Source organism: Kitasatospora sp. NPDC059973 (assembly GCF_042737525.1).
Classification (GTDB): Bacteria; Actinomycetota; Actinomycetes; order Streptomycetales; family Streptomycetaceae; genus Kitasatospora.
Map to the genome: position 1 here is coordinate 34450 of NZ_JBHWUI010000070.1, position 6915 is coordinate 41364.

The following is a 6915-nucleotide window of genomic DNA, read 5'->3' on the forward strand; positions in this document are numbered from 1 at the left end:
ATCCCGGGCTGGGCGGCCCCGGTCTCGGCGTTCGGACCTGCGGAAATTCGTGATCACAGGTGGGTCACGTGATCTTCACAGCGGCCGCCTGGTGCCGGAGGCTGTCGCCGTGAAGAACGTCCTCTGGTCCACGCTCGCCGCCCTGTCGGCCACCGCCCTGTTCGCCGACGACAGGCCCGCCACCCTGCGGGTCCAGCTTCTCGCCCTGGCGGGCCTGGTGCTGTCCGCGCTGGCCACCCAGGCATGGGTCCTGGCCACCGCCCGCCTGCAGAGCAAGAAGATCGCCTACGTCAGTCTCGGGCGCGGCCAGATCCTGGCCGAAGTCGTGATCGGCGAGACCCTCGTCCAGTTGAGGAAGATCCCGGGACCGCTGGACGTCGCCTGGTTCGCGTGCCGGGCCCCGCTGGCGAGGCTGCGCGTGTGGCTCGGAACCGCCCTGTCGGTCGTCCTCCAACTCGCGGCCGGGGCCTGGCTCCTGGGCACGAGCGCCTGGCCCGTGGGCGCGGCCGCGATCGGCGCGACACTCGTACGGGTGGCATCCACCCTGCGCGGCCCCTTGGGCACCGGCCGAATCCTCCTCGTGGTCCCCTTCAAGCCGTCGTCGCTCCCGCTCAGCTCCTCCGCCGACGTCCGGGCCACGACCGCCGTCCTCCAGGGTCGTGTCGCGGACCTGCGCGCCGCCGTACCGGAACTGACCGAGCAGGACCGGCCGGATCTGGACCGCGGACTGCTCGCCCTCGCCGAGGGCCGCTACGCCGAGGCGGAGCAGTGGGGCCGCGCGGCCACAGCACAGGGCTGGTCCGACGGCCGCCACAGCGAAATCCTGCTGGTCAGCAGCGCAATCGCCGGCGCGGCGGACGCGGGGACGCTCCCGCGTGAGAGCTACCTGCCCCGCCTGAGCAGCGCGATGGACGCGATCGACGCCCCCAAGGCCAAGGTCGACCTCATGGTTCCCGCCAGCGCCGACCTCGCACGCTTCGAGGACCGGACCGACGACGCCGTCACCACCGCCAGACGCCAGCAGAACCGACACCCCGAACGCCTCTGGCGGGCCGAGGCGGCATGCACACTCGCCGGCGCACTCACCCACGCCGGACAGTTCGACCGGGCCCAGGACGCCCTCCGCCGCGCCCACCGACTCTGCCCCGGACTGGCCCGCACCGCACACATGGAACGGCTGCTCGGGGAAGCCCGGGACCGCGCACCCACTGAGGTCACGCCCGCCACTCCATGAACCTCCGGGCAAGGCGCCCGGGTCGCGAGGAGATCGTCATGGGTACCTGGGACATCGGCCCATTCGAGAATGACAAGGCCGCGGACCTCGCCGAGGACAAGGCAGGCCGGCAGCCGCGTCGAGCGGGCACCCCGTCGGCCGGCCTCGGTCCATGGGCAGACCAGGTCGTGCAACCGCTCGGGCGAGAGTCTCGGTCGGCAGGACGAGGAAGCCGAAGCGGTCGTCCTCGCGGACCGTGTCCAGGTGGTCGACTGCGAGGCGCAGAGCATGGTCCGGGCGGTGGAGGCCGGTGGTGTCGTCGGGTAGGTGCTGGCTGTGCCACGGGGTGTGGAAGAGGTAAGCGTCGACGGGGGGAGGCTGGGGGCATCGGTGCCGGGGCGAGCGGGCTTGTCGAACGAACTCGCCCTCGGGCAGGGCCGGCCGAACCGACTACCTCCGCGGCCTCCGCATTGCCGTGCGGAGCACCAATGGCCGGACGGGGCCGCCGTTCTCGGGCACCACGTCCGACCTGGCCACAATCCTTCGGGTCAAGAATCCGGTTGCTCGCACGCTCGGCCGTGCCGCAGAGTAGGCGCATCAGCCAGACATCACCCGGAGAGGAACGTACGTCATGAGCAGCAGCCAGTCGTATCAGCGTTCCTCAAGCTCGCAGCAGAGCCAGGGAGATCCCTCCGCGCGGTAGACCGGCACCCGAAGTGCCTGGCCGTCCTCGGGGGCTCTCCCCCGCCAGGGCGGCTCTTCTCATGTCGCCTCGTAGTGCCGGATGGTGCAACTGGCAGCACGCCTGACTCTGGTTCAGGAGGTTCGGGGTTCGAATCCTCGTCCGGCAGCGCAGGTCCTGGAGGGTTGGCCGAGTGGTAAGGCAGCGGCTTGCTAAGCCGTCGTCGGGTTCACGCCCGCGCGCGTTCGATCCGCGCACTCTCCGCGCGACACCCGAGCGGTTCACTGGAGGAGCCAGCCGACGAGTGGCGCCAGCCTCGGTCTTGAAAACCGTTGGGGTGCGCGAGCACCCGTGTGGGTTCGACCCCCACTTCCTCCGCCAAGGGCGAGCTGGGCATGGGAGAGCCCACGGGTCTGTAACACCCCCGCTTCGGCTGTGACGGTTCGAATCCGTCCTCGCCCACCTTCCGTCGACGTCCCCGGAGCGAGGCCGGAAGCAGGGACACCACCCCACCGCCGGGGACCCGTGCCGGACGGTGTACGCCCGAGTCGCTCACACCCACAGTCGCTCCACTCGGCTCACGCACGCCCGGCCCGCCACTGGTCCGTGGACCCGTCGGGCGAGAAGTGCGGCCGCGACGGAACGCAGCGTTCTCTGAGGAATTCGGTCGGCGCTTCCGGGGCCGCGGTGCGGAGCGTGGGGACCGCGGCGGTTCAGGGCGTGAGGAGTGCTCCGCCCGCCGCCCTGCCCTCCACCCCCAGCCCGCAGGCCGGTGAGGCGGACAACGCGGCAGACGACGGACGGGGTGCCACCGGAAAGGTCCACTCGCCGGTGCCTCCGTGCACCCGCGCGTAGTCGAACGGCTGCACCGCTGGCTAGAATCCGCCTGCCCACGAACTCCGGTGATCATCACAGGAATCGGGGGCATCGGACGAGGGGGGAACCATGAAACTGCTGCCATCGGGCAGCCACACGCGACGGGGACGGAGAAGTGCGGGCCCTACCGCACCGGCCGCCCTGTTGTTCGCCGTTCTGGTCGCACTGGTGGGCCAGAGCGGTCCCGCAGCCGCTGTGGCGCCGCCGACAGCCACCGCGGCGCCACAGGCGAGCGCCGGCAGGAGCCCGACCGCTCCGGACCCGACGGCGCCCAGCCCGACCGCTCCGAACGCGGCACCCACCGAGGGCCCGACAGCCCTGCCGACGGTGGACCCGCAGGCCGAGGCCCAGGCCGCCGCCCGGGAGCTGAAACAGGCCGACCCGAGCGGCCAGTGCCCGACGACCCTCACCGCCGGTGCGGTCGCCGCCTGCACTCTCGAACCCACGACGCCGGTGTCGTTCTCGTTCACGCTGCCCCAGGCCCCCGACCTGCTGTTCGTCCGGGTCCTCGCGACCTCGGGCTCGCTGAGCAAGGCCCTGCTCGGGCCGGACGGCGCCGAGGTGGCCTGCGACAGGCTGAGCGACTCCCAGTACGGAGCGATGCTGAGCTGCGCCACGACGCAGGCGGGCACCTACACACTGCGGGTCAGCGAGGAGTACTCCTTCCCGGTCGGCCTCTCGGTCTCGTACCGGACGCTCCTGGCGCCCGGTGCCTGCCGGGCGGTGAGCGCCGACGACCTCTCACTCGCCGCACCGACCGTCTTCCACGGCTCGCTGCCGACCGGATCCGCCGGCGACTGCTTCCTCGCCGCCGATCTCGCGGTCGGGGACCAGTTGCGCACCCACGTCGCGGACTACCACGTGACCCGGTCCGTCTACGACGCCACGGGCCGCCGGATTTGCTCCGGCACCAGCAACTGGGACTCCTCCCGGCTGGACTGCACGACGGCCGGTCAGGCCCCGTTCCGGATCATGGCGCAGGACGGCTACGGCTCCGCGCAGACGTACGACCTCACCATGGCGCGGCTCGCCAGCACGCAGGACTGCGCGGTCGTGGAGCCGCAGTCCTTCGGTACCTCCCCGGACCCGAGCCCGGTCGCTCGCTGCCGCACGCTGCGCATCACCGAGCAGGCACCGTACGCCTTCGCGGCATTCACCACCGACGGCCGCCGCCTCACCGGTGAGCTGTTCGCACCCGACCGGACCTGGCTGAACGTCAGCTGCGCGCCGGGGGCGAACTGCGAGCTGTCCCCCGGCGACTACACCTGGGTGGTCGACCCGGGTACCGCCGTCGGCCAGGCCTTCGGCATGGTCCTTCGCTCGGACAGGGAGACCCGGGGCTGCACCGCGGCCGGCGACACGGGAATGGTGTCCGGTCCCGTCGCCGGCACCGTCGGCGCATCGGGCCAGGCCCCCTGTCTCATCCTTCCCACCGCCACCGGCACCGGCCTCTACCTGCTCAACCGGCCCCCCGGGGACGTGGCCGGGGCCAACTTCACGGTGCTCGACGCGGCCGGCGTCAAGCAGTGCGAGAACCCGTTCGCGTACGGCGCCACGGTCTGCAAGCTGACCGGAACGGCGCCGTTCCGCGTCCTGCCGAACGGCGCGCCCGACCAGGCCTTCCAGTTGCTGGTACACCGCACCGGCGAGACGGCCGGCTGCACGGCCTGGCCGCGCAGCGCCTTCGACGGCGGCTGGGGCACGGAGGTCACAACCACCCAGGCCCTGCCACAGACCTGCTTCGCTCTGCCCGTCGACCAGCACAGCACCGCCGAGAGCATCGACTACACGAACACCACCAACACGGGCGGAGCCTCGCTGAAGGTGGTCGACCCGCAGGGCGACGTGGTCTGCGAGGGCGTGGCCTTCAGCTGCGCCTTCAACGCCGGGGCGCCCTACACGATGCTGCTGGCCGGTGCCCACGGTGAGACCTACAAGGTGGCCCGGCGGGACATCTCACCGACCGCGACCTGCCTCACCCCGAACGCCACCACGGTCGGCGGCCGGTCACTCCCACTGGACCTGAACGCGACGCTGGACGCCCGCTGCATCCGGCTCGACGCCGCCGCCACCGACAAGCTCTGGCTGAGCGCCCGGTCGACCGCCGGCCGGTACGACGCCACCGTGCAGCTCCAGGTGGCCGACGCCAGCGGCCGGACCGTCTGCGTGCAGTTCGGCTACTACTGCAAGGTCACCGGCTCGACCTCGTACACGCTGGTCGTGCTCGCGGCCGGCTACAAGGGTGCCCCGATCCACAGCGACGTGGACACCTGGAAGGTCGGTACAGCGGCCGGGTGGGCGCCGGAGTGCACCGCCCACCCGGTCTCGGTGGCGGGCTTCTCCCTGCGCGGCGGGGTGCTCACGGAGTCCTCGCCGGCGTACTGCGCGGTGGTCGACATGCAGCCGTCGCAGGCCTTCAACGTCGCCGGGACGTCCTCCGCACCGTCGATGGAACAGCCGCTCCTGGACCTGCTGGGGCCACAGGCATGGGAGGAGTCCAACCCCAGCTACTGGTGCGACGTCAACTACGGCGAGTTCGCCGGCCAGTGCCGGGCCAACCTCGGCGCCGCCGCCGGACAGGCCCTCCTCGTGGTCTCCCCCGGCAAGGCCGCGACGCCCGTCGAGTACAGCTTCCAGGGGACGTGCGACCGCCGTTCGGGCGCCTGCGGAGGCCAGCCGAACATCCTCGCGCTGAACTCGATCAGCCCCGCCACCGGCACCGCCGGGACGCAGGTGCAGGTCACCGTGCGCGGGTACGGCCTCACCCTGGGCACCAAGCTCCGGCTGACCGGTAGCGGGGGCGACTCCCAGTACCCCATGAAGCCGCTCTCAGTGAACCCGGGCGGGACGGAACTGCACGCCCTGGCCTCCACCGCGGCGCTCCAGCCGGGGACGTACGACGTGGTGCTGGACGGCGCCGGGAGCGGCGGGCCCACCCTGACCAAGGCCTTCACGGTGACTCCCGCCCCGGTGCCGACCAAGGGCAGGTTCGTCCCGGTGCCGCCGTCACGGATCCTCAACACCGTACTCGGCGTCGGCGCGCCCGCCGGCCGGGTCGATCAGGGCGGCGTGGTGTCCCTGCAGGTCGCCGGTGCGGGCGGGGTCCCCGCCAACGGTGCGACGGCGGTCGTGATGAACGTGACGGCCGTCAACCCCACCCGCGACAGCGCCATCTCGGTGTACCCGAGCGGCCAGTCGGTGCCGGACCTGCCGACGGTCAGCTTCGCCGCCGGCCAGAACGTCACCAACCTGGTGACGGTCCCGCTGGCCAAGGGCAAGGTAGATCTGCGCAACGCCTGGGGCGAGGTCGACCTCGGTGTGGACGTCGTCGGGTACTACACCGACGGGGGCGCGGGCTCGCTGCTCAGCCCGGTCGACCCGACACGGATCCTGAACACCGTCTCGGGTGTTGGCGCGCCCGCCGGCCGGGTCGGCTGGGGCGGCGTGGTGCCGCTGAAGGTGACCGGGGTCGCCGGCGTCCCGGCCCGCGGCGTGACGGCGGTCGTGATGAGCGTGACGGCCGTCGACCCGACCCGGACCGGCTACCTCACCGTCTATCCGCACGGTGAGCCGGTGCCGGACGCGTCGGGCGTCAACTTCGCGGCGGGGCAGAACGCGTCGAACCTGGTGACCGTCCCGGTCGGGGCGGACGGCAAGGTCGACCTGTACAACGCTTGGGGCGAGGTGGACCTGGGGGTCGACATCGTCGGGTACTACGGCGAGACGGGCGCGACGTTCTCGCCGTCGAACCTCGTGCGGCTGCTGGACACCCGTGACGGCACCGGCGCCCGCGCCGGCGCCCTGGGCGGGGACGGCGACGTGGTCAGTCTGAAGGTGGCCGGGGTCGAGGGCGTGCCGCTGACCGGGGTGACCTCGGTACTGCTGAACGTCACCGTCGTGTGGCCGACCGACACGAGCTTCCTGACGGTCTACCCGCACGGGACGGGCCGCCCGGACGCCTCGAACATCAACTACCGGCCGGGAGAGGTGGTCTCCACGCTGGTGATGGTTCCGGTGGTGGACGGGAGGGTGTCCTTCGCCAACCAGTGGGGCGCCACCCACGTCGTCGCCGACCTGATCGGCTCCTTCTCGGCCTGACCTGTCGTCACGTAATCGCTGGCGCGCCGCCCGGGCCTCCGGGCGG

Annotated in this window: 2 protein-coding genes and 4 tRNA genes; all 6 read left to right on the top strand. The window is 72.1% G+C overall.

Features of this window, described 5'->3' with window-relative positions:
• The first annotated feature begins 109 nt into the window (after positions 1-109).
• The 6 genes from ACFWA9_RS20310 to ACFWA9_RS20335 all read left to right on the top strand — a co-directional run bounded on the left by ACFWA9_RS20310 (position 110) and on the right by ACFWA9_RS20335 (position 6869).
• Positions 110-1234, top strand: a complete 1125-nt coding sequence (locus tag ACFWA9_RS20310) for a hypothetical protein (RefSeq protein ID WP_380388670.1) — start codon at positions 110-112, stop codon at positions 1232-1234.
• A gap of 757 nt (positions 1235-1991) precedes the next feature.
• A tRNA-Gln gene (locus ACFWA9_RS20315) sits at positions 1992-2064 on the top strand.
• A gap of 10 nt (positions 2065-2074) precedes the next feature.
• Positions 2075-2159, top strand: a tRNA-Ser gene (locus ACFWA9_RS20320).
• Positions 2160-2181: 22 nt separating this feature from the next.
• Positions 2182-2276: transfer RNA gene (locus tag ACFWA9_RS20325), tRNA-Ser, on the top strand.
• A gap of 1 nt (position 2277) precedes the next feature.
• Positions 2278-2357, top strand: a tRNA-Tyr gene (locus tag ACFWA9_RS20330).
• Positions 2358-3098: 741 nt separating this feature from the next.
• Positions 3099-6869, top strand: a complete 3771-nt coding sequence (locus tag ACFWA9_RS20335; protein WP_380388672.1) for a hypothetical protein — start codon at positions 3099-3101, stop codon at positions 6867-6869.
• The last annotated feature ends 46 nt before the right edge of the window (positions 6870-6915 follow it).